Source organism: Corynebacterium tuscaniense DNF00037 (assembly GCF_000759055.1).
Lineage (GTDB): Bacteria > Actinomycetota > Actinomycetes > Mycobacteriales > Mycobacteriaceae > Corynebacterium > Corynebacterium tuscaniense.
Window position 1 is genome coordinate 1 of the sequence record NZ_JRNG01000010.1, and the last position, 23,715, is coordinate 23,715.

Consider the following 23,715-nt stretch of genomic DNA (forward strand, 5'->3'; position numbering starts at 1 on the left):
GCACCCCACTACTAGGGGTGCCGCGTCCTTCTGTGGAATTAGACGAGTGAATCAATCATCTATGGGCGGAAAACCCACGGGAACCGAGGCCACGGGTTCAAGCCCTTCCAAGGATCCCAGTTATCCCAGTCATCCCAATCGTCCCAATTGTCCCAGTCGTCCCAGTCATCCCTAGGCGGCTTCGGCTTAGTCGGCGGGGGCGTCGGCGTTGGTGTCGGTGCCGGTTGCCACGGCCACGGAGACGGCGGTTGTGGTGTTGGTGGCTGCGGTGCCGGCGGTTGTGGTGTTGGTGGCTGCGGTGCCGGCGGGTTGTTGCCACCGCCTCGCTTCACCGCCGCAGCTGGGTCAACGATACCGGTGCCACAGCCATTGCAGCTACCGCGCAACGGACGCGTCGTCGAACGCAGTCTCTGTGCGACCTGGTCCGGAGACATCTGGCTCTCCGCCCGCATGAGTGCCACAACACCAGCGACGTACGGTGCCGCCATAGAGGTACCTTGAAGGTCACCGTAGGACGGCCTGCCTGGGCGCTGCCTTCCGGAGTTGTAGGTGGCCAGAATTCCACCGCCCTGGTTGGAATCGCCGCCAGGAGCGGTGACATCCACTGGTGCGCCGTAGTTAGAGTAGCTGGACTTCTGGTCGCGCGGACCAGATGCAGCAACAGTGATGACACCCCGGCAGCTGGCCGGCGTGACGTTAGCAGCGTTCTGGCTCTCATTACCTGCTGCGACCACCACGACGGTGCCCCGGCTGCGCGCGTTATCGATCGCCTGCTGATAAGCCCGAGAGCACTTGCCCTGGCCACCGAGCGACATATTGATCACGGTCGCCGGGTTCGGGTTGCGGGGCACACCGCGCACAGTGCCACCCGATGCCCACTCGATTGCATCAACAATATCGGAGCTGTAACCACCGCACGGCCCCATGACGCGAACCGGCTGAATAGTCGCGCGCGGAGCAACACTGGCTACGCCCTCACCGTTATCGGCCACCGCGGCAGAAATACCGGCCACGTGCGTTCCATGCCACGAGGAGTTATTAGCTCGTCCACATTGACCGGGCTCCGTCCAGTCTCCCTCATCTCGTGGATTCGGATCCCATCCGTCACCGTCTCGACCGGTTTGCGGTGAAGAGATGAAGTCATATCCACCCCGCACATTCTGGTTAAGGTCCGGATGGTTTGTAATGCCGGTGTCAAGAACTGCAATGGTTTGCCCAGCGCCACGCTTGGGGGCATTTGCCCACGCGGTCTCAATGCTGGGGCCTACCGAGCCATTCAGCGACCACTGTTGGCGGAAATGTGGATCATTCACCGCCATCGGGTACATGCGCACATCCTCTTCGATGTGATCAACCTTGCCGCTGGCAAGAGCTTCTCGCATGAACTTATCCACTTCGTCGTCGCTCATCTTCCTATCGGATGTGACAACAGTGGTGCCATCTTCGCGCTCACGGACTTCCGTCACATCTGGCAACGACTCTTCCGTAGCCGTGTTGAGAGTTCTTATGCGCTCCTCAGACTTGTCCACATCATCGGAAAAGTCCACGATGAATCGCGTCGGCGCTTTGTCCTCTTGACTCTGTATGCCAACATTTGGTGCGCTAGCAATCTTCCCATCTTGCGCAGACGTCACCGGCGCTTGCGCCGAAACCATGAGCATGAGGCTCATTGGTACGGCCACATAAGCAAAGGATTTTCTAGGTTGCAATGACCTACCCCTTCAGTCAATGTTTCGGTGTTCCCAGCGACCGATACCCCTGCCTCAAAAGACATGAGCACGCTCGCCGGCTTCCTACCGTCCCGTCAAGTAACGGCACGATAACGGAACAATAACAAAGATGACGCATAAACGTAAGAATTGACTAAGTTTGCGGGCATGCTTATGTACAGGTTCTTAGTTGTTTCTAAGGTTGATGTAGTGCGCATCCTGCAGAAACCTCTCCGAAGATGCTTGACGCGCTCCCACCCCTTTTGTTCACCCCCGACCGTACAAACTGTCACGCCAGCAGCACGAAGCCCCGTGGTCTGGATGGAAACCAGCGCCCACGGGGCATTCGACGATGGTGCACGGTGGCACCTAAAATCTAGGCGACTTTCGGAGCATTGACATCTTCCGGAAGAGCATTCTTAGCCACCTCGCACAGCGCGGAGAACGCCGCGAAGTCGTTGACGGCCAGCTCGGCCAGGATCTTGCGGTCCACATCAACCTCAGCGAGCTTCAGTCCGTGGATGAGGCGATTGTAGGTGATGTCGTTCATACGGGCAGCCGCGTTGATGCGCTGGATCCAGAGCTTACGAAACTCGGACTTGCGGGCGCGACGGTCGCGGTATGCGTAGGTATGGGAGTGCAGCCACTGCTCCTTGGCCTTGCGGTAGAGACGGGAACGCTGGCCGCGGTAACCCTTGGCAGACTTGAGAATGGCGCGACGCTTCTTCTTGGCGTTAACTGAGCGCTTAACACGTGCCACAGTGATACTTCCTTAACTTCTCGTAACGGATGGATTTTCTGGGGAAAGGCAGGCGCTCGATTAAGCCATGCCGAGGAGGCGCTTAGCGCGCTTGACGTCGCCTTTAGCAACGTCGGTGGTGCCGGAGAGCTTACGGCGACGCTTGGACGAAAGCTTCTCGTTCAGGTGGCGCTTACCAGCCTGCTCGCGGCGCAGCTTGCCAGAGCCGGTGACCTTGATGCGCTTTGCGGTGCCCTTGTGGGTCTTCTGCTTCATAGTGGTAAATCCTTAAAGGCGGTGAAACGATCTAATTCTTACCCTTGCGAACCGGTCCAAAGACCATGGTCATGTTGCGGCCGTCCTGCTTTGGACGGGACTCGACCTGGCCGACCTCCTGGATATCCTCAGCGAGGCGCTCCAGCAGGCGGTACCCCAGCTCCGGACGCGACTGCTCGCGACCACGGAACATGATGGTCACCTTGACCTTGTTGCCTTTTCCCAAGAAGCGTTCAACGTTGGACTTCTTGGTCTGGTAGTCGTGCTCATCAATCTTGGGACGGAACTTCTGTTCCTTGACCACGGTTTGCTGCTGGTTCTTACGGGCCTCACGGGCCTTCTGATCCTGCTCGTACTTGAACTTGCCGTAGTCCATGATCTTGCACACGGGTGGCTTAGCGTTCGGGGCTACCTCGACGAGGTCAAGGTCAGCTTCGTACGCAAGCTTGCGTGCATCATCGGTACGGACAATGCCAACCTGCTCGCCAGACGGGCCGACGAGACGAACTTCCGGAACGCGGATGCGTTCGTTGATGCGAGCTTCAGCGCTGATGAGAACTCCTAGTGTCTAGGGCGGTTATGTGGTTCGCTACCGATTCGCCCGTGAGAATTCCCCCTCAAACAAAATCCCACGCTGCCGGTGGCACGCGTGGGAGTTCATCCGAAAACGGCGCCAGCTGCTATGGCTGCCACCGTTGTTTTGACCCTTAGCCTTCCGGTGGCCGGCGGCATCAGGTGGGAGTAACTCCACTTGCAACCTATGTACCTGTGAAGGTTCGTAGGCGGTAGTGGGTAAAGGTTAGCACTCCCCTGCTGGAGCACCAAATCTAAGCACGCAAACCGCTCTTTAGGTTATCAATGTAACGACACAATAACTTTTCGCACGCGTTTGGAACCGTTCGGGCCTTTGCGTCGTCTAAGTAGTAACCAACCATTGTTAGGAGGACCAACATGAATCAACCGCCTGATCGGATTCTTGCGGATGTTCACCGTCAACTCGGCGAACTCCGAGAGAGCACTGCGCGTTCGCAGATGCTTGTCGCCGACATCCAGGCATCCCTAAATCGCCTCACTCCTGGCCCAGCTGTAGGAAGCCCGACACCCCAAAAACAGCAGGAAGCACAACCCGTGATGGCACAACCAGCGATACAGACGGCATCGCCAGGGACAATGCCCCACCATCCGGCGCAACCGGCACCGCTGCAACCGCAGCCAAAGGAACCGGTGGTTCCTCCCAAGTCGCCGAAGCCGAAACTGTCCACCGAGCAGTTGGTGCTGCGTTGGGCGGCGGTCATCGGCTCAATCATCACGTTTGCGGGCGCATGTTTCGGCATTGCGTTGGCTATTCAAACTGGCCTCCTAGGCCCCGTTGGCCGCGTGGTGGGTGCTGCGCTTCTCGCATTCATCTTGCTGGGAGTGGGCATTAGAGTGGACCGACGCAAGGGAAGCAACGCGGGCGTCATGGCACTTTATGTGACTTCATTCCTCATCCTCATCGCGGATCTGTGGTATGCCGCGTCGGTCCAAGGTTGGCTAGGTCCCATAGCGAAAGTCGCGGTATTCCTTGCCGTGTGGTTCAGCTACCTCGCACTTGCGAAATGGCGCAATAGCCTTCAGTTGGTTTTGGCCATGTGCATCATCCTCGTGTTCCACACTTTCTTCCTTTTCACCAACAACAATCTGATCAATGGCCTCGTAATGGTCGCACCTATCGCGGTGATCCTTTTGACCTGGTGGATGGCACGGGAAGCCTCCCCACGCCTCATTGCAATTGTTCGTGGTACAGCGGGCGCACTGCTAGCTTGGCAGACCTATTTACTTGCTTTCTCCACCCCTCTCTTTTTCGACGTTTCATCGTCGGACGAACCGATCAATTTCGCGGTCACTTTCCCCCTGATCGGCCTTGTGCTTCTCGTTATTGGGGAGATCTTCTTTGCTGCACCCGGCGCTCAGCGAGCCCATAACATCGTCTCGGCCGTCGTCGTTCCGGCGATCATTTTGGTGGCCTCCTACTCACTGCTCCGTGATACTGGCACGTGGCTACCTTTCCTCATCGCCGCTGCAATAACTGTCCTTGTCACCGTTATTCGCCCGAGGAACAAAGCGGAATTCTCATCGGATCTTCTTACCGGCTGGCTTATCGTTTTGCCGTTCACATTCTTCCAGCCATTCATTGAGTCTCAGGACTTCACTGGGAATACTCCTCAGGCAGAGGCTATTCCGGTGCTGATCTTCATTGCCGTTGCTATCACCGTGTTGATGTTTTTGCACCGCCTGCAAGTCAACACGCTGGCCGTTGTAGCTAGCTGGGCATTTATGCTCTTGGTCGGCGTTCTTCCCATGCTTGCGTACACCTTGAATCCTTCTACCCCCACCCGCTGGTCCTGGTTCACGCTGATCCAAGGCCTTCTGCTGGCAGCCTTGCTCGTTATCGCTGTGACACGAAAAGCCCTGTGGCACGGAGTAGCCACCCAGGCGCGCGCCGTTTTTGCTGGTTATGGCCTCATTCTGGAGATGTTAGCGGTAGTGACTATCGTCGACTTGCTTTGGCGGATCTCTACCGAAGTGGCTGGCGCCCCGAGCGAGGCGGTCGTGGAAAGCTCTCGAATGGGCTTCTACAACGGCCACATGATTGTATCCATCTCCTGGATGGCTGCTGCTTCCTGGCTTTTGCTCAAACGCCCCGGAGCTATGGACACCAAGACCCTGCGCACCACTGGTTTGGTCATGGCCATAGTGGCTACGGGCAAGCTGGTCTTCTTCGACATGGCGGCGCTTGGCGGAATCCCACGCGTGCTCACATTCATCGTCTGTGGTCTGCTCCTCATCGCCGTTGCGATCAAGGGCGCACAACGCAAGACCACAGCTGCCAACACCAGTCCCGCCGATGTAGATGTTGATGTGCTCGAGCGACGAAACTAAACCATTTTGCTCAGGAACTGGCCGGTGAAGGATCCCTTCACCTTGGCCACATCCTCGGGTGTGCCTTCGGCAACGACGGTTCCACCGCCGGAGCCACCTTCAGGGCCCATATCGATGATCCAGTCAGCACACTTGATCACATCGAGGTTGTGCTCAATAACTAGGACAGAGTTGCCCTTATCTACCAAACCATTGAGCACGAGCATGAGTTTGCGGATGTCCTCAAAGTGAAGGCCCGTCGTCGGCTCGTCGAGAATGTAGATTGTGCGCCCGTTAGAGCGCTTCTGCAGCTCGGCAGCCAGCTTCACGCGCTGGGCCTCACCACCAGACAACGTCGTGGCGGATTGGCCGAGGCGGACGTAGCCCAAGCCGACGTCGCAAAGCGTCTGCAGATACCGGTGAATTGACGTGATGGGTTCAAAGAACTCGGTGGCCTCACTGATGGGCATATCCAGCACTTCGGCGATGTTCTTGCCCTTGTAGCGGACCTCAAGCGTTTCGCGGTTGTAGCGCGCGCCGCCACACACCTCACACGGCACATACACGTCAGGCAGGAAGTTCATCTCAATCTTGATAGTGCCGTCGCCGCGGCACGCTTCGCAGCGACCACCCTTGACGTTGAAGGAGAAGCGACCCGCCTTGTAGCCACGAACCTTTGCTTCTTGAGTCTCAGCAAAGAGGTTGCGGATCTTGTCAAAGACTCCCGTGTACGTTGCCGGGTTTGAGCGAGGCGTACGTCCAATCGGCGACTGATCCACCTGTACCAGTTTGTCTAGGTGCTCTAGGCCCTCAACTTTTTTGACACGTCCTGGAACCTGGCGGGCACCGTTGAGTCGGTTCTGCAGAGTCTTGGCCAGAATCTGGTTGACCAGGGTGGACTTGCCGGAACCGGAAACGCCCGTGACAGCGACGAGAACACCGAGTGGAATGTCCACCGAAACGTTGTCCAGGTTGTTTTCCCGAGCACCAACTACTTTCAACTGGCGCTTCTTGTCGCGCGGGCGACGTGTTTCTGGAACGGCAATTTGCTTCTTGCCTGAAAGGTAATCACCAGTCAGCGAGTTCTTGGCTGTCAGGATTCCCTTCGGGGGTCCCTGGTAGACCACTTCCCCACCGTATTCACCGGCGAAGGGGCCGATGTCAATGAGCCAGTCCGCTTCCCGGATTGTGTCTTCATCGTGCTCGACCACAACGAGGGTGTTGCCAATATCGCGGAGCTTCTTCAAGGTGGAAATAAGTCGCTGGTTATCGCGCTGGTGCAGGCCAATGGAGGGCTCATCCAGAACGTACAAAACACCGGCGAGACCGGAACCGATCTGGGTGGCCAGTCGGATGCGCTGTGCTTCACCGCCGGACAGGGTCCCGGCAGAGCGGGACAGGGTGAGGTAGTTCAAGCCGACATCCAGTAGGAAGTGCAGGCGCGCCTGGATTTCCCGCAGCACTGCGCCTGCAATCATTTCTTCGCGATATCCCAGGACCAGGTTGTCCAGGTACTCAGAAGCATCTTCAACGGAAAGTTCGGTGAGTCCAGCGATGGACTTCTCACCATGCGTGGTGGAATCCAAACGCACGGCCAAGATTTCCGGCTTCAGACGCGCACCATGACACGTCGGGCAAGCCACATCACGTGTGTAGGCCATGAAGCGCTCTTTGGTGTGCTCTGAATCAGACTGCTCTATCTTTCGGTGCAGGTATCCCCGCACGCCCTCGAAGGCGGCGGTGAAGGAGCGCTGGCGCCCATAGCGGTTCTTGTATCGGACGGACACCTTCGTATCAGTGCCGTTGATCAGGGCATCTCGGTGGCTCTTCTTTAAGCTGGACAAGGGCGCTTCTGGGTCGAAGCCTTCCTCCTTCGCCAGGGCAATGATGAGTTTGGCAAAGTACCCCTTATTAGGGCTGGAGTTCCACGGCTGGAATGCGTCTACTGCTGGTGCATCTGGGTCTGGGATGACCAAGTCCGTGTCGATCTCAGCGCGGGTTCCCAAGCCATCACACGCTGGGCAGGCACCAAAGGGAGAGTTAAAGGAAAACGCGCGTGGCTCGTACTCCTCCACGCCGAGGGTGTGGCCATTCGGGCACGCCATCTTCTCGGAGAAGATCACCACTCGATCCGGATCATCAGCATCTTTTTCAACCCAGTCGAAGGCCACGAGCCCGTCGGCAAGCTTGAGCGCAGTTTCCACGGAATCAGTGAGACGCTGCTTCTGACTCTCTTTGACTGTGAGACGATCCACCACAACGTCAATATTGTGCTTGATTTGCTTCTGTAGCTTCGGCGGATCGCTTAACGTATACGTCTCACCATCCACGTTGACGCGGGCATAGCCTTGTGTGGCAAGGTCAGCGAAGAGGTCTACAAACTCACCCTTGCGTTTACGCACAATTGGCGCAAGCACCTGGAATTTGGTGCGCTCCGGGTTCTCCATCACCTGATCCACAATTTGCTGTGGTGTTTGTCTTTCAATCACCGCATCACACACTGGACAATGCGCCGTGCCCGCGCGGGAGTAAAGGAGGCGCAGGTAGTCGTAGATCTCCGTAATCGTGCCCACCGTGGAACGAGGGTTACGGTTAGTTGATTTCTGGTCTATAGACACAGCTGGGCTCAGCCCATCAATGTAATCAACCTCGGGTTTGTCCATCTGCCCCAGGAACATGCGCGCATAGGAGCTCAGTGATTCGACGTAACGGCGCTGGCCTTCAGCAAAGATCGTGTCAAAGGCAAGAGAGGACTTCCCAGAACCTGACAGCCCGGTAAACACCACCATTTTGTCGCGGGGTAGTTCAATGTCTATTCCCTTGAGGTTGTGTTCGCGTGCTCCGCGGACAATCAGCTTCTCAGCCACAGGCAGTGCATCCCCTTGTTTCAGTTGATGGTTGGATCCTCGAACAAAGATACCAACGCTAGCCGCTGACTAATCATTCCCGCAGCATCAACCCACGCAAGCGGCTGGCTTCTCATAGAGTAGGCGCCATGAACACTCTGACCCTTCACTCCGTTTCCGTATCCCCAATGGATAACAATTGTTACCTGTTGGCGTGTGGTGAGCAGGGTTTGCTTATCGACGCTGCCGCGGAACCACACACTCTCCTTTCCATGGCTGAATCCGCCGGAGTGCGCATCACCGATGTCCTGACAACGCATCGGCACGCAGACCACGTCGGAGCTTTGAAGGAGATCCTCGAAGCAACTGGAGCGAACCACTGGGGTTCCTTCCTTGACGCGCCGGCGCTGCCCGTTGCGCCGGATCATGAGCTGCATGAGGGGGACACACTCGACTTCGCTGGGCACGAATTCCCTGTCCATATCCTCCGCGGGCACACGCCCGGCGGTGCATCCATTGCCGCTGAGATTGATGGCACAGTAAATCTCTTCGTCGGCGATTCCCTCTTCCCCGGCGGAGTGGGCGGGACGAACGGCGAAGGCGATTTTGTCCGCTTGTTCACGGATGTGAAAGAAAAACTTTTTGATCAATATCAGGATGATGCGATCGTGCGCCCAGGACACGGAAAACCGACAACATTGGGTGCAGAGCGACCACATCTGGACGAATGGTGGAAGCGTCGCTGGTAGTTTTCCCTGCCAGCCTGCCGGGATCCGTCTACAGTAGGAAGAACGGACTATCCCCGAAGTAGAGAAGGATTGAGTATGATCCGCAAACTAGCTCGACCGATGCTCGCCTCTGTGTACATCGCAGATGGTGTCAACTCGGTCACCAAAGCTTCCGAGCATGCAAAAAGCGCTGAGAAGGTAGCTGGCGCTGTGAAGTCGGTGCTCCCGGCTCAGTACGCCAGCTTTATCCCTTCTGACCCGGAGACTCTGGCCAAGATTGGTGGCGGTGTAAAAATCGGCGCTGGTTCCACTTTCGCACTGGGCAAGGCTCCGCGCCTGTCCGCTGCTCTGCTGGCTGGCTCTTCCGTAGCCACCCTGCTTGGTCGCAATGCGTTCTGGGAGGCATCCAATGAGTCCGAGAAAACACGCCAGCGCAATGGTGCGTTGACCAACGTTGCTCTCCTCGGCGGTGTGCTGATCGCTGCTGCTGACACCCAGGGCAAGCCTGGTCTGGCGTGGCGTGCTCAGGACGCAGCAAAGCGTTCTAAGAAAAATATTCAGCAGGCTCTGCCGACCCAGTCTGAGTCTGAAAAGGCTCTAAAGAAGGCTGGCGAGTGGTTCCAGGACACCCGTGAGACGGTGACCGAGTCCGCTCAGCAAGCAGCTCACCAGGTGTCAGACTACGTGGATGACAACAAAGGTGACTGGAAGAAAGTCGCTGAGAAGTGGGCTGGCAAGGCTACTGATGTTGCTCATGATGCCGCTGACTGGGCTGAGGACACATACAAGGACCTCAAGCCGAGCAAGGTTCAGCAGTACAAGGCTAAGCGCCAGGTGAAGGGCCTGATCGGTGACGTGCAGGGCCGTATTGAGGACTTGCAGCCGTCCGCACTGGACAAGTTCAAGACAAAGCGCAAGGTGAACTCTGTCGTGGGCGACCTTCAGGACGCACTGGATGACTTTGGCCCGTCTGCTTTGGACAAGTTCAAGGCAAAGCGCCAGGTGAAGAAGGGCGCTGCGAAGGCTCAGAAAACCGCACAAAACGCGATTGACACCCTGCAAGATGCCTTTGACAATCTTGATGCTGCTCCGAGCCGCCGTCAGAAGCGCAAGCTCAAGAAAAAGGTGAACAAAGCAGAGAAGACGGCCAAGAAAGCCGTGAAGAAGGCAGAGAAGAAGTTCAAGTAATTTCTCTCGCTGCTGCCTTTTAGTGTGACAGCCTTATTGCCGGTTTTCCAGCAATAAGGCTGTTTCTCTTTTCGCGCTAGACTAGACCGTCACTGTTTACACGCGAACCGTTCAACAATTCTGAGTAAAGGAGAGTGTGCGTAGTGGCTGATCAGTCCGGCGCCTCTTCCCTGGGATCCCAGGAGGCAGTGAAGCATGAGCAGGCCTACGTGGATCTGCTCTTTGCCCACTTGGACCGAGAAGTGTCTGGCGCGCAAGAACGCTTGGAGGAAGTTCAGAGGGATGTGGACCCGGATAACCCGGATGCGGATGCATTAGTACGACGTGAAACGGAGTATCACGGGCTGAATGCGAAGCTGGATGCGTTGAGTATCGCCGAGACCGGTCTCGTCTTTGGACGTATCGATGTTGAGGATGACTCCCCAGAAAGCCCCGTCCCCGGATTGCCCAACCTGGATCGACGCTATATCGGCCGCATGGGCATGGTTGACCGAGAAGATAACTACCGCACGCTCTTGCTGGACTGGCGTGCCCCGATGGCCCGGCCGTACTACCTGGCTACCACTGCGCACCCGGAAGGAGTTGTCTCACGCCGCAATATCCGCATGCGCGGGCGGACAGTCACTGGCGTTGATGACGATGTATTGAGTGGGCCTGGTGCAGATGAACCCGGTAGGGATTCTGGTGTGGGCAGTGAGGCAGCACTGCTGCGCGCCTTGAACGCACCCCGCACCGGCCACATGCAGTCCATCGTTGAAACAATCCAGCGCGAACAGGACCAGATTATCCGCGATAGAACCCGCGGTGTGCTGGTTGTCACGGGTGGTCCTGGCACCGGAAAAACTGCTGTTGCTCTCCACCGTATTGCCTATTTGTTGTACACCTGGCGTGACCAGTTGGCCCGCACCGGTGTTCTTATCGTTGGGCCCAATCGGACCTTTTTGGACTACATCTCGCGCGTACTCCCAGAACTTGGTGAGACCGGCGTGGTACTGAGCACCGTTGAGGATCTGGTCCCCGGTTTCACTCCGACCCTGCTGGATGATCTGCTCACCCGCGAGGTCAAGGGTTCGGGGGAAATGGTCACGATTCTTTCCCGCGCGGTGCGGAATTATCAGCTGGTGCCCGGCGCGTCGATTCCGCTCAAGATCGATGGTATTGAGATCGCGGTGACACCTGAGATGATCGCCGCAGCGCGCACTCGTGCTCGTCGCAGCCGCAAACCGCACAATGATGCGCAAGCGGTCTTCGCCGAAATTCTCACGCAGCTCCTCGCGGAGGCGATGGCTGAGCGCATCGGTGCGGACCCACTGGGTGGGGCTAACTTGCTCTCGCACGCCGATGTGGACCAGCTGCATGATGATCTTGCGGAGGAGCCCCAGGTCACGGCGCTCATTTCGGAGCACTTCCCTATTCTCGATCCCGTTGATGTGCTCACCGAATTTCTGAGCAGCCGTGATGCGATCAGTGCGGCCGCGCATGATTATGATGAGGAAACGCAGGACGCGCTCTACCGCGACGACGGTGACGCATTCACTGCGTCAGACACCGCGCTTATCGACGAGTTGTACACCCTCATCGGCATCCCCACCCCCACCGACGAAGTGGAGAAAGCCGAACGCCAATGGCGTGAACTCGTGGCAGATGCGGAAGATGCGCTGGACATCTTGGCGTCTTCGGCGAACACGGATACGGACGATGAGTTCGAGGCAGAGGTTTTGTCTGCCCACGACATCATCGATGCTGAGACCCTGGCTAGTCGCCAGCGTGAAACAGACGTACGGTCCACCGCCGAACGAGCCAGCGCTGATATGACCTGGGCCTACGGCCACGTCATCGTGGATGAGGCACAAGAGCTCACGCCTATGGAATGGCGGATGGTGTTCCGTCGCTGCCCGTCGAAGTGGATGACCCTTGTTGGGGATACGGCTCAGACTTCCTCCCCTGCCGGGGTAGACGATTGGTCCAGTGCCCTTGAGCCCTTCGTGGGGCAGCGTTTCGTCTCCCATAAACTCACGGTCAACTACCGCACACCAGAAGAAGTGATGGAGGTAGCCAACGATGTGTTGAAGGCTATCGATCCGGATGCGGAACCCGCCGTGACTGTCCGTTCATCGGGCCACCCCGTGCGTTTCCTCCCCGAAGACACAGACGCCACCACGGTTCATACTGAATTGGACAAGCTCGGAGGACTCGTCGCCGTGATCAACAAAGACAATGTGGGGACGGTGAAAGGGTTGGAGTTCGACCACGTCATCGTGGATAAACCCCATGAGATCATCGCAGGTTCCCCTCAGGGGCGACAAGACCTGTACGTGGCACTGACACGTGCCACTCAAACTCTTACCGTGATCGGCGAGTTCTAAGCCACGGTGTGAACGATCATCACATCACAATCGGACTGACGCGCAACGTCGGCCGGAACGGAACCGAGCAAGCGGCCCGTCAAAGAATTAATGCCGCGGTTACCCACGACGAGAAGATCCGCATCATACTCAGTCACGATGGCCATGAGCGCCTCAACCGGGGTGCCTGAACGCACAGTGGTGACCACATCTGTTGCACCATGCTGTTGAGCGTGCTCAGCGGCGGCGACAAGATTCGACTTCGCCGTCTCATCCCCAAGAATCGTATTGGAGTCCTGGCGCAGCGTCCCCGCAACATCCTCCTCAGACTCATAGTACGCACACCCGATAACAAGCTTCGAATTAAAAGCTGAGGCAATCTCAGCGGCGCGCTCAACTGCCAGCAGCGAAGAGTGTGAACCGTCCGTGCCAACAACAACAGTGTTGTACTTGCTCATGTTGCGCCTTTCGCTTCTACTTTCCACGAGGCCCTTTCACGGGCCGTGTCTTCTTTGGCCACTATATACACTCGCAGAACACCTGCGTTCGGCAGGCCAGATTACCTGCTCAGATATGAATTAGATCCCAGCCTCTTTCACACCGCGAAGTTCTTTCTTCAGATCCGCAATCTCATCACGCAAGCGTCCTGCCAACTCAAACTTGAGTTCACGGGCGGCGGCGGTCATCTGAACCGTAAGATCGTCGATAAGCTTTTGTATCTCGTCCGAAGCCATCGTTGAGGTATCGCGCCCTTCGACCATCGCTGTGTCCCCAGCGAGACTCTCCTCCGGCGCACCGCGTTCCTCGCCGTTACGCTCATAGACCTCGTCGAGAATATCCGCAATCTTCTTCCGCAACGGCTGCGGATCAATCCCATGCTCCTTGTTGTACGCGATCTGCTTCTCGCGGCGCCGCTCTGTCTCATCAATCGCCTCACGCATGGAATCTGTGATGTTGTCTGCATACATGATGACCTCACCCGACACGTTTCGAGCGGCACGACCGATCGTCTGAATGAGGGACTTGGTGGAACGCAGGAAGCCTTCCTTATCCGCATCGAGGATGGCCACGAGGGAGACCTCTGGGAGGTCCAGACCCTCGCGCAGCAGGTTGATGCCCACCAGGACGTCATACTCACCCAAACGCAGTTGGCGGAGTAGCTCGACGCGCTGCAACGTATCAATATCCGAGTGCAAATACCGCACGTTGATACCATTGTCCAGCAAAAAATCCGTGAGATCTTCCGCCATCCGCTTGGTCAAAGTGGTGACCAGGACGCGCTCATCCTTCTTCGTGCGCTCACGGATTTCATGAATGAGATCATCAATCTGCCCCTTCGTTGGGCGCACGTGTACCTTCGGGTCCACCAGGCCCGTGGGGCGAATAACCTGCTCAACAAACTCTCCGCCAGAGGCCTCCAGTTCATAGTCCCCCGGCGTAGCGGACATGTACACGGTCTGGCCCACGCGCTCCTCAAACTCATCAAAAGTGAGTGGGCGGTTATCCACGGCTGAAGGAAGACGGAAACCGAACTCGACGAGGTTGCGCTTGCGCGACATATCACCCTCGTACATGCCACCGATCTGCGGAACGGTGACGTGGGACTCATCGATGATGGTGAGGAAGTCTTCCGGGAAGTAGTCAATGAGGGTGGCTGGCGCAGAGCCTGCCTCACGTCCGTCAATATGCCGCGAATAGTTCTCAATGCCGGAACAAAAACCCACTTGTTGGATCATTTCCAGGTCATACTCCGTACGCATACGCAGGCGCTGCGCCTCAAGGAGCTTGCCCCGGTTTTCCAAAACCTCCAAGCGGTCAGCGAGCTCCTCCTTGATGGCTTCAATGGCTTTTTCCATGCGATCTTCCGTGGCCACATAGTGCGTAGCCGGGAAGATACGCAGTTCATCGCGCTGCTGGAGAACATCACCAGTGAGTGGGTGGATGTAGTAAAGCGCATCTACTTCATCCCCGAAGAACTCCACGCGCACAGCCACTTCCTCATAGGCCGGAATAATGTCAACGGTGTCGCCCTTCACGCGGAAGGTCCCACGCTTGAAGTCCACGTCATTGCGCTCATACTGCACATCCACCAGCAGGCGCAGGAAGCGGTCACGCTCAATCTCTTCACCAACGCGCAGCAGAAGCGAACGATCCAGATAGGACTGCGGTGTGCCCAGACCGTAGATGCAGGACACGGATGACACGACGACGACATCTCGTCGACTAAGTAGCGCAGATGTAGCCGAGTGGCGCAAACGCTCCACATCATCATTGATCGACGAATCCTTCTCAATGTAGGTATCCGTCTGCGCGATATAGGCCTCTGGTTGGTAGTAGTCGTAGTACGATACGAAATACTCAACCGCGTTGTTAGGCAATAGCTCACGCAACTCCGTGGCCAACTGTGCAGCCAATGTCTTGTTGGGCGCCATCACGAGCGTGGGGCGCTGTTGCTGTTCAATCAGCCACGCTGCGGTTGCTGACTTACCAGTACCGGTAGCACCCATGAGAACCACGTCCGGCTCCCCTGCTCGCAGCCTTCTATCCAGCTCCTTAATCGCTGCAGGCTGATCGCCGGAGGGCTCGAATTCAGAGACAACTTCAAACTGTTTCTCCGAGCGTTCCACCTCACCTACTGGGCGAAACTCTGAATGAGACAAAACGGGGTGTTCAGCAGCAAAAGCCATGGAGGCCAGTCTATAGAGATGCACGGGTGAAGGTGGGGCCGGTGGTCTCCTTCCGCGAGCCCAACACCTCTTTCCCAATTCTTCAGCAACTACTTCACGCTTTTGTCTGCATCGCTTACCGGAGTTCACAAAATTGCGAAACACTCCCTGAGTGGCATTCAAACAGTTGCGATGGTTTCACGGCATTACCTAAGCTTGCATGCATGGTCTCGCATTCACCCCTGTCAGTCGCGCGCGACGCAATCGCTGCGTCGGGCTATCGGCATAACGAGGTGGCTGCATATCTAGGCATCGATGCATCGAAGCTCTCCAAGTCCCTCTCCGGTGTCCGGCGTTTTAGCCAGACAGAACTGGAACGCTTGGCAGAACTGACTGGCGTTGATGTGGAAGCCTTAAGACCATCGCCGAAAGAAGGCCACGCGACACCGAATCCCCGCCATTCCGGTGAGGAGTTCGCGCGCCGTCAGCAAAAGATTGTGGACGGCGCCTGGCCGCTGTTCACTTCCCGCGGATACCAGGCGGTCACCATCGCCGAGATCGCCCGCAACGCTGGGATTTCCACCTCAGCAGTCCACTATTACTTCCACTCAAAGAATGACATCTTCATTGCCACGTTGGACCGGTGTTCAGAACAAGCAGCCGCTCGCCGGGCATTCGTTGCAGAAATCGCGGATCCCGCCGAGCGTCTACTCGCCTTTGCAGAAGTAACGCTTGACGGCTCACCGGAGTCATTCTGCGAATGGACCACATGGGCACAGTTTTGGGCATCTTCCGCCGCTTTTGAAGACGCGAAGCGCGCCACAGCCGTGGCCTACGCACGGTGGCAGAAGCAGATGCGCAGCATTGTTGAGGATGGAATTGCCACTGGCTGTTTCATTGCTCACGACCCGGAATCCATGATCAACGCCGTTACAGCGATGATCGATGGGCTCGGCGTGCGCATGCTCGCAGGGGTGCTCTCCCCTGCTGCCGCGAAGGAAGCTGTGACTGCCTACCTGAATACGTGGATTGTGCAGCCCGATGCGACAGAACTCGTATCGGCTACACCCACACTTAAGGAGAATTACGCACCATGATTGACCTCACACGCCGGCAACTGTTCGGCGCCACGGCAGTCGCTGGAACAGCAGGCGCACTAGCCTCATGCTCCACGCAGATGCCGGCCGAACAGATTGATACGTCCGGCCCGCCACGCAAGGGTGGCAAACTCCGCGTCGGACTCGTTGGTGGTTCTACGGCCGACACGGTGGACGCCCATATCCCAGCTAGTGCCAGCGATGCGGCGCGCGTCATAAACCTCTACGAGCTTCTTGTTCGACGAGGGTACGACTACGAGTTGGAATACCGCTTGGCTGAATCGATTGAATCGAATGAGGCAGCTACCGAATGGACTGTGGTTTTACGTGAGGGTGTGAAGTTCTCTGATGGTCGCCCAGTTCGGCCCCAGGATGTTGTGGCAACGCTTGAACGCGTGGCCGATCCAGAGGACCCCAAAAATGGCGCTGGTTCCATCGCTCACGTAGAAGCGATGGAGGTTATTGATAATCGCTCCCTGGTGATCAAGCTCTCCCAGCCGGATGCGGCGTTCGTAGACACTTTGGCCGAGTACCAGATGGGCATCGTGCCGGAGGATTATGACCCGAAGAATCCCATCGGTGCTGGCCCGTTCAAACTGATGAACTTCAGCCCAGGGCGCTCCACATCGCTGGCACGGAATGAGCACTACTTCGAAGGTCCTGCGAACTTAGATGAAGTGCACATCATTGACTTCTACCAAGAAGACGCGATGCTCAATGCTCTATTGTCATCCCAGGTCGATGGCATTGGTGCGTTAAACCACGCGCTCGTTCGTGTCATCGAAGCAGATCCGCGTTTGAATGTGGTCAGCTCTGAAACAGGTATGTGGTTGCCGTTCACAATGCGTGTCGACGTTGAGCCTTTTGACGACGAGCGCGTGCGCCAAGCAATGCGCCTAGCGGCAGACCGCCCTGGTATGGTCAATCAAGTTTTCTCTGGTGAGGGCCAGGTGGGCAACGATATGTTCGCCCTGTACGACTCGGCCTACCCGCATGAGTTCCTGCAGCGCGAGCAGAATATTGAAGAAGCCAAGCGTCTCCTCGCCGAAGCTGGTTACTCCGATGGCATCGACGTTGAGCTAAATACCTCTGAGATTGCTTCCGGCGCTATCCGTGCGGCACAGGTTTACGCGGAGCAGGTGCGCGAGGCCGGCATTCGGGTGAAGATCAACCAAGTGGATTCCACCACCTTCTGGGCAGAAGGCAATTACTTGTCCTACCCGTTCTCCCAGAGCTTTTACTACACTCGTAACTTCCTGGAGCAGGTGAACCGCTGCGCCACTGCTGATGCGCCATTCAATGAGACTCATTGGGTAGATGATGAGTTCACCGCGAAGACCATCAAGGCGCGTTCCTTGTCCGATGATCGTGAGCGCACCAAGCTGATCAAGGAACTGCAGCAAGACCTGTATGACCGCGGTGGCTATATCATTTGGGGCTTCCCCAACAACATTGATGCGTATCACAACTATGTGGCTGGTGCCCGCCCTCATCCGAGTGGTGTGGCGTTGTCCCAGGCACTCTTCTACGACATGTGGATTGCGGAGGCATAAACCATGGGCAAAATGATTCTTCGCAGACTCGGTCTGAGTCTCTTCATCCTTCTCGCCGTGTCCATCATCGTTTTCTGCGCGACGCTGCTTCTGCCAGGTGATCCGGCACGTGCAATCCTCGGCCAGCAGGCAACCCCGGAGCGTATCGCTGCACTGGAAGCTCAAATGAACTTGGACAAGAGTCCTTTTGAGCGGTACTTCCTGTGGCTCGGCGGTGTGGTCACCGGGGACTTTGGTATGTCCACCACAACAGGTGGTCCCGTATCAGAGCTGCTGGGTGAACCCCTGGTCAACTCCCTGATCCTCATGGTGTTGGCCGCGCTCGTTGCCATTCCGGTGGGCATCCTGCTGGGTGTCTACGCCGCATGGTGGCGTGGCTACAAGCGTGATAGCGCTATCACCTGGGTGACGTTGATCCTCGCAGCCATGCCGGAGTTCGTCATCGGTATTCTCCTCATCACGCTTTTTGCTACATCGGTATTCCAAGTCCTTCCGGCAGTGACCATGTCGCCACCAGGCACAGCTGTGTGGGAGTACCCATCCCAGCTGATCTTGCCCACGTTGACACTGGCTCTCGTGGTCAGTCCTTACATAGCCCGAATGACGCGCGCAACGATGATTGAGACCTTGGACTCTGGCTACGTGGAAATGGCACGCCTCAAGGGTGTTCCTGAGCGCCGTGTGATCTTCCGCCACGCACTCCCCCACGCTGTCGGTCCGATTGCTCAGGTTGTAGCAATTCAGCTGGCCTGGCTGGCGGGTGGCATCGTCGTGGTCGAGTACCTGTTCCGTTACCCCGGTCTCGGTGTCGCCATGATCGACGCCGTGAATTACCGCGACGTCCAAGTGGTGCAAGCAGTCACATTGCTGATCGCCGCCGTATACGTCGTAGTCAACCTGCTCGCTGACGTGGTGAGCATCATGGCCAACCCGAAGCTAAGGAGCAACTAATGTCTCAGCCACAGCTGAATCCACACTCCCCCACCCCGGTGCCTGTCTCAGCCGAGACGCAGGATGAGCACGCCACTGAGCTGAAGACTTCCCTGTCCAAACCAGCACCAATTTACAAGCGCATTTGGGCCCAGCCGGAGGGCAAGGTTGGTGCGATCCTAACTGGACTTGTGCTCCTTGTCGCACTGATCGGCTACTTCTTCGCCGAGCAAATCACCGGTTACTCGACCACTGAGTTCCTCGGCCTACCGTTCACCAGCGATGGCACGTTTGGTACGGACAACCTCGGTCGCTCTGTTGCCTCCCGCTTCATTGCCGGTGGGTTGCTGCTGTTGGTCACCGCTTTCCTCGCCACCGTGCTTGGCATGCTCGTGGGCACCCTCCTGGGCATGATTGCTGGATACGCGGGCGGGAAGACTGATGCAGTAATCATGCGCATCAATGACATTTTCCTGGCCTTCCCGCAGCTCATCTTTGCCATGTTGGCGATTGTGATCTTCGGACCTTCCGCAACGGTCCTGGTGTTGGTCATCGGTCTCACCCACGCCCCGCGTATCGCGCGTGTGGCGCGCGCCTCCACGCTATCTGTGACCAATGAGGACTACATCCGTGCCGCACAGATGTACTCCGTCCCGCATTGGAAGATTCTCACCCAGGAAATCCTTCCCAATATCACTGGGCCGCTGTCCGTGGAAGCCGGTTTGCGTCTCACCTATTCCATCGGTTCAATCGCTTCCCTGTCCTTCTTGGGCTTGGGTATCCAGCCACCCGCTGCGGACTGGGGTTTGATGATCAATGAAAACCGCATCGCTTTGTCCATCCAGCCATGGGGTGTTGTGCTTCCGGTGTTTGCCATCGCACTGCTCACCATTGGCACTAACATGCTCGCGGATGCGACAGCCCGGGCAACTGCAACGACCGCTATGCCGATTAAGCGCACCGGCCCGAAGGCTGAAAGTGTGCGTCAGGAAAAGGTAGAGCCGATCCACAACGAGGAGGTATAACCGTGACCACCGCAACTAACTCAGGTGGCCCGGACCCGGCCAATCAGCCTGAACAGGACGCATCGAGTGGCATCAACCTATGGGAGGCCGCCGGCCTCCAGGGTGAGTACACGCCACCACCGCGCACCGAAGAAACACTGGTGATGCGTTGCCGCGATCTTCGCCTGGCAACGTTTGAGGGCACCGAAATCCTTCATGGTGTCGACTTTGATCTCTACCGCGGTGAGATCGTCGGTCTCGTCGGCGAGTCCGGCTCTGGTAAAACCACCGCTGGTCTTGCCACGATGGGACACTTCCGTACCGGTCTGATCAAGACTGATGGCACTATCACACTGCACACGCGTGATGGTGAATCGATCGACATCTTCAGTCTGAATGAGGACCAACTACGTGATCTGCGTGGTGGCCGTGTTGCCTACATCCCGCAGGATCCAGCACTGAGCCTGAATCCTGCGATGCGCGTCGGCGACCAGATCCGTGAAGTCCTGGACATCCACGGCTACGGTTCTGATGCTCAGGAGCGCGAAGACCGCGTGCGCGAAGTTATGCGTGGCGTGGACTTGCCAGACACCGATGAATACTTGAGTCGCTGGCCCCACCAACTTTCCGGTGGCCAACAGCAGCGCGTCGGTATCGCTATGGCTTTTGCCATGTACCCTGACGTGCTCATCTGTGATGAGCCGACAACCGGCCTTGACGTGACCACCCAGAACCACGTTTTGAAGACGATTCGCACGATGACGGTGAAGAACGATGTTGCATCGCTCTACATCACCCACGATCTTGCTGTTGTTGCGGAACTAGTGGACCGCGTCGTGGTGATGCTGCGCGGTGACATCGTCGAAGAAGGGCCGTACAACACCGTTTTGTACACTCCGAAGCACCCGTACACCAATAAGCTGCTCGCAGCCATTCCGGACCTGGCGGGCCGCAAAGATATCGCTGGCTTTGCCCGCTGGAGTGTTGCGGAAGGTGCTCAGGGCACCTCTGTTACTGCAGAAACGCCCACAGATAAACAGGAGCAACAACGCAAGCACAATGCGCTGCTAGAGATCCGTGACCTCAAGATGGCGTATGGCTCCAACCAGGTGCTCCACGGAATCAACCTGACGGTGGAGCCCGGCGAATCCATCTTGATTCTGGGTGAGTCCGGTTCCGGTAAAACGACATTGTCGCGTTCTGTAGTGGGCTTGAACGATGGCTACACCGGCGATGTTCTCCTCCGTGGCGAGAAACTTGCTCCGAGTAGTCGTGCCCGCACCCTCCCACAGCGCAAGGATGTCCAGTACATCTTCCAGTCCCCCTTCTCGTCTTTGAACCCACGTCGCACAATCGGTGAATCAATGAGTGTCCCATTGGTCATTGCGGATGAGCTTTCTAAGGACGAGCAGCGTGCCATCGTTGAGGAAACTCTAGAAGCTGTACAGCTGGACCGGAGCTTCTACGATCGCCGTCCGGGTGACCTCTCCGGTGGTGAGCGCCAGCGCGCCGCTATCGGTCGCGCATTGGTGAGCACGCCCTCCGTGCTTGTGTGTGATGAGGTGACATCGGCCCTGGACGTGTCCGTTCAGGCCAGCATCCTCAAACTGCTCGCCGAACTGCGCCATGAGCGCGATTTGGCCATGTTGTTTGTCACCCACAACATCGCACTCGCCCGCCACATTGCCACTCGCGTGGCCGTGTTGAACAAGGGCGTCATTGTCGACGAAGGTCCTGTGGACGAGGTTCTGGAAAACCCGCAGCATGAGTACACGAAGGAGCTTCTGGCCAACATTCCTTCGCTCTAATGGTTCCTCGAGCGGTGGGTAAAACACCGTTCGACGCCTTCGCCGTCTCCACCGCCACCGACAGGAGGTTGTGGGAGACGGCGCTCAAATTTCTGCAGGTCTTAAGGGAAGCATTTCGTCGGTACAGTGGGTTGTGTATGCACTTTATTGAAGACCTACCTACAAGGAGGCCTGCACACGTGGCTGAGAAAACCACTATTACCCCGCACCCCTCAACATTGGATCTGAAGGTTCTTGAGGTCCCGCCGCTGTTTGGCACGCTCGATGCGTATAAGCACGCACTCTCAGCAGTGCTTGATGAGGGTACGTTGAGCCACGCCAACGAAATCGTCGAAAAGTTCCGCACAGGCGCTGGGCCCAAGCTTGATGCTGCGCTGCGTGAGCGCGCCGAAGCACGCGCGGCCGTGGGCACGAACTGGCTTAACGACGAGTGGTATTCCAGCTATCTCACCGTCCGTGATCCACTGCCGTTGAGCACAAATGTGGGCTTCCAGCTTGCTCTCCCGGTGGAGCAAACACCCGTCGGCCTGGACCGCGCTGTCGAATTTATCCGACGCGCCGCAGTCGTGCACCTGCAAGTGGCCTCCAAGGATCTGCCTGAGGATGTGGATGCCCGCGGTAACCGCATCACCCTGAACCAATGGTTCGTTTACGGAGGGGGCCTGCGTCATCCGCTGCCGAATGAAGACGCCATTTGGCAAAGCGACCTCGATGAAACGAACCGTGAGATCGGCGTTTTTGTTAACGGTCGCCTCTTTGCCATCCGCATCACTGACAGTTCCGGCAAACTCGTCTCTGCCGAGACCTTGCGGTCTGCTTTGGAGAGCATTCAAGCAGCGGCAACTGAACCATCTGACATTGACTTCAACGCTCCTTCCCTCCTGGGATCCGGCGTGCTTGGGGAGCTTCTTCCGGAGATACTGAACCAGAGCGACAACGAATCGACGTACAAGCGCTTGAGTGACATGCTCTTCACGGTCGAGCTGCTTAACGACGAAGACAAGACGAATAACCAGCGCATCCGTGAAGCAACATTCACCCCACGCGGTGCGTGGACGTACAAAGCGTTGAGCTACCAGGTGAGCCTCAAGGACGAATGGATTGCCGTTCACGTTGAACACTCCTGTATCGACGGTGCCACCTTGGTCACCGCCATGAACCACCTGCAAGCGGTTGAGCTGCCGAGTGAATCATCCGAGGAACTGACGGAACTCACCCCCGAAGAACTAGTGTGGACGCTGGATGAGGCAACCACGGCAAAGCTCCGCCAGCAGGCCACATCCTATGCGGAGCTGGCATCGAAATATGCGGTGGAAATCATCGATGCACCGCTGCGGCAGCCAGCTGATCTGCCCTTCAAGTTCAGCCGCGATGCTTCCGCCCAGTTGATCATGCACATCGCACAGCAGTTGACCTACGGCCGAGTCCGCGCCGTCTACGAAGCAGTGGATATGCGCGAATTCCGTGCCGGCCGAACCGAGTGCTTGCGCGCTGCTACCCCCGAAGCCGTCGCGTTTGCCCAAAAGCTGGTTGCTGGCACCGCAACTCAGGACGATCTCCTCGCCGCAGTTAACGCCCACCGCGGCTGGGTTAAACGCTGCAAGTCCGGCAATGGTTTTGACCGCCACATTCAAATGATGGCCACCATCGATGACAGTGATCCTTTCTTCAACGATGAGGCTGTTCTTGCCGCGCGTCAGGACTTCCTGTCCACCACCTCCATTGGTGGCGCGAAGCAAATCGTTCGTTACAGCTTTGCGCCAACCCTGCAGGAAGGCTACGGCATTTCCTACACTCCCCTCCCGGACGCCACGGAGTACTGCGTCTCCTGGAACGTGGACACAGCGGAGAAGCCGGAGGAGTTCAAGGTGAACCTGCTCAAGGCCTCCGATTTACTCTGGGATTTCCTGCAGTAAGTCAGCGTG

The 23,715-nt window shown here is 57.2% G+C and carries 17 protein-coding genes; 10 read left to right on the top strand and 7 right to left on the bottom strand.

The window, feature by feature from the left end:
* Nucleotides 1-59: 59 nt before the first annotated feature.
* From HMPREF2129_RS02960 to infC, 4 genes are all read right to left on the bottom strand, one after another.
* Nucleotides 60-1,709 carry a S8 family peptidase gene (locus tag HMPREF2129_RS02960; protein ID WP_156959224.1) on the bottom strand — a complete coding sequence of 550 codons (1,650 nt, stop codon included), beginning with the start codon at nt 1,707-1,709 and terminating at the stop codon, nt 60-62.
* A 376-nt stretch (nt 1,710-2,085) separates the two neighbouring features.
* Nucleotides 2,086-2,469, bottom strand: coding sequence for a 50S ribosomal protein L20 (gene rplT, locus HMPREF2129_RS02965; RefSeq protein WP_034662970.1), 384 nt, complete (start codon nt 2,467-2,469; stop codon nt 2,086-2,088).
* A 60-nt stretch (nt 2,470-2,529) separates the two neighbouring features.
* Nucleotides 2,530-2,724: a 50S ribosomal protein L35 gene (rpmI, locus tag HMPREF2129_RS02970; RefSeq protein ID WP_034662973.1), complete on the bottom strand. Its 195-nt coding sequence runs from the start codon at nt 2,722-2,724 to the stop codon at nt 2,530-2,532.
* A gap of 31 nt (nt 2,725-2,755) precedes the next feature.
* On the bottom strand, nt 2,756-3,277 hold the full coding sequence (gene infC, locus HMPREF2129_RS02975; protein WP_084576479.1) for a translation initiation factor IF-3: 522 nt from the start codon (nt 3,275-3,277) through the stop codon (nt 2,756-2,758).
* Nucleotides 3,278-3,675: 398 nt separating this feature from the next.
* Here infC and HMPREF2129_RS02980 point away from each other — a divergent pair, with 398 nt between their 5' ends.
* Nucleotides 3,676-5,646, top strand: a complete 1,971-nt coding sequence (locus HMPREF2129_RS02980) for a DUF2339 domain-containing protein (protein ID WP_156959225.1) — start codon at nt 3,676-3,678, stop codon at nt 5,644-5,646.
* Here the strand turns inward: HMPREF2129_RS02980 and uvrA are convergent.
* Entirely contained in the window at nt 5,643-8,492 is a 2,850-nt protein-coding gene (uvrA, locus tag HMPREF2129_RS02985; protein ID WP_034662981.1) for an excinuclease ABC subunit UvrA, read from the bottom strand. The genes HMPREF2129_RS02980 and uvrA overlap by 4 nt on opposite strands.
* A 128-nt stretch (nt 8,493-8,620) precedes the next feature.
* Here uvrA and HMPREF2129_RS02990 point away from each other — a divergent pair, with 128 nt between their 5' ends.
* The 3 genes from HMPREF2129_RS02990 to HMPREF2129_RS03000 all read left to right on the top strand — a co-directional run bounded on the left by HMPREF2129_RS02990 (nt 8,621) and on the right by HMPREF2129_RS03000 (nt 12,753).
* Entirely contained in the window at nt 8,621-9,220 is a 600-nt protein-coding gene (locus HMPREF2129_RS02990; protein WP_034662984.1) for an MBL fold metallo-hydrolase, read from the top strand.
* A 75-nt stretch (nt 9,221-9,295) separates the two neighbouring features.
* Nucleotides 9,296-10,387: a DoxX family protein gene (locus HMPREF2129_RS02995; protein WP_034662986.1), complete on the top strand. Its 1,092-nt coding sequence runs from the start codon at nt 9,296-9,298 to the stop codon at nt 10,385-10,387.
* 143 nt (nt 10,388-10,530) lie between these two features.
* The gene (locus tag HMPREF2129_RS03000) at nt 10,531-12,753 is read left to right on the top strand and encodes a HelD family protein (protein WP_034662989.1); all 2,223 of its coding nucleotides are present in this window, start codon (nt 10,531-10,533) and stop codon (nt 12,751-12,753) included.
* Here the strand turns inward: HMPREF2129_RS03000 and HMPREF2129_RS03005 are convergent.
* Together HMPREF2129_RS03005 and uvrB are read right to left on the bottom strand one after the other, a co-directional pair.
* Nucleotides 12,750-13,190, bottom strand: a complete 441-nt coding sequence (locus HMPREF2129_RS03005) for a universal stress protein (RefSeq protein WP_034662991.1) — start codon at nt 13,188-13,190, stop codon at nt 12,750-12,752. The two genes, HMPREF2129_RS03000 and HMPREF2129_RS03005, sit on opposite strands and share 4 nt — an antisense overlap.
* Nucleotides 13,191-13,310: 120 nt before the next feature.
* Nucleotides 13,311-15,419 carry an excinuclease ABC subunit UvrB gene (uvrB, locus tag HMPREF2129_RS03010; protein WP_034662993.1) on the bottom strand — a complete coding sequence of 703 codons (2,109 nt, stop codon included), beginning with the start codon at nt 15,417-15,419 and terminating at the stop codon, nt 13,311-13,313.
* 203 nt (nt 15,420-15,622) lie between these two features.
* On the opposite strand from uvrB, the gene HMPREF2129_RS03015 reads away from it, so the two are divergent.
* The 6 genes from HMPREF2129_RS03015 (at nt 15,623) to HMPREF2129_RS03040 (ending at nt 23,706) form a co-directional block, all read left to right on the top strand.
* Nucleotides 15,623-16,495, top strand: a complete 873-nt coding sequence (locus HMPREF2129_RS03015; RefSeq protein WP_034662995.1) for a TetR family transcriptional regulator C-terminal domain-containing protein — start codon at nt 15,623-15,625, stop codon at nt 16,493-16,495.
* Nucleotides 16,492-18,048, top strand: a complete 1,557-nt coding sequence (locus HMPREF2129_RS03020; protein WP_034662998.1) for an ABC transporter substrate-binding protein — start codon at nt 16,492-16,494, stop codon at nt 18,046-18,048. The genes HMPREF2129_RS03015 and HMPREF2129_RS03020 overlap by 4 nt, the downstream gene beginning before the upstream one ends.
* A 12-nt stretch (nt 18,049-18,060) precedes the next feature.
* Nucleotides 18,061-18,999 carry an ABC transporter permease gene (locus HMPREF2129_RS03025; RefSeq protein ID WP_232218079.1) on the top strand — a complete coding sequence of 313 codons (939 nt, stop codon included), beginning with the start codon at nt 18,061-18,063 and terminating at the stop codon, nt 18,997-18,999.
* Entirely contained in the window at nt 18,999-20,003 is a 1,005-nt protein-coding gene (locus HMPREF2129_RS03030) for an ABC transporter permease (protein ID WP_084576481.1), read from the top strand. The genes HMPREF2129_RS03025 and HMPREF2129_RS03030 overlap by 1 nt, the downstream gene beginning before the upstream one ends.
* A 2-nt stretch (nt 20,004-20,005) precedes the next feature.
* Nucleotides 20,006-21,790 (top strand): ABC transporter ATP-binding protein, encoded by a 1,785-nt coding sequence (locus HMPREF2129_RS03035; RefSeq protein ID WP_232218080.1) that lies wholly within the window; start codon nt 20,006-20,008, stop codon nt 21,788-21,790.
* 179 nt (nt 21,791-21,969) lie between these two features.
* Nucleotides 21,970-23,706: a choline/carnitine O-acyltransferase gene (locus tag HMPREF2129_RS03040; RefSeq protein WP_198021515.1), complete on the top strand. Its 1,737-nt coding sequence runs from the start codon at nt 21,970-21,972 to the stop codon at nt 23,704-23,706.
* The last annotated feature ends 9 nt before the right edge of the window (nt 23,707-23,715 follow it).